The 280-nt window shown below is 71.1% G+C and carries 1 protein-coding gene; it reads right to left on the bottom strand.

Features of this window, described 5'->3' with window-relative positions:
* A partial coding sequence (locus tag IH45_RS01000000144870; protein ID WP_032919617.1) for a hypothetical protein occupies positions 1–280 on the bottom strand: 280 nt, incomplete at both ends.

Below are 280 nucleotides of genomic sequence, written 5' to 3'. Positions count from 1 at the left end.
CATGTCGCGCAGGCCGACCGCCTCGTCGGGACGCGGCAGGTCGACCGCGTCGTCCCCGTGTCCGTCCGCGACGACGAGCAGCCGGGACGTCATGGACAGTGCGTCGTTGCCCGACAGGCCGCGCCGTACCTCGGCCGCATAGGAGGCTCGCCGACGCAGTTCAGGATCGATCTGCCGGGCCAGCTGGTGAACGGAGGGAGCGATACGGCGGGCGGCGACAGGGCCGTCGAACTGCTCGCCATCGAGCAGGTGCGGCAGCCACTTGGCCCATTCCCAGTCG

The organism is Streptomyces rimosus subsp. rimosus, assembly GCF_000720725.1.
Lineage (GTDB): Bacteria > Actinomycetota > Actinomycetes > Streptomycetales > Streptomycetaceae > Streptomyces > Streptomyces rimosus_A.
This window is presented reverse-complemented; position numbering and strand designations above follow the sequence as displayed.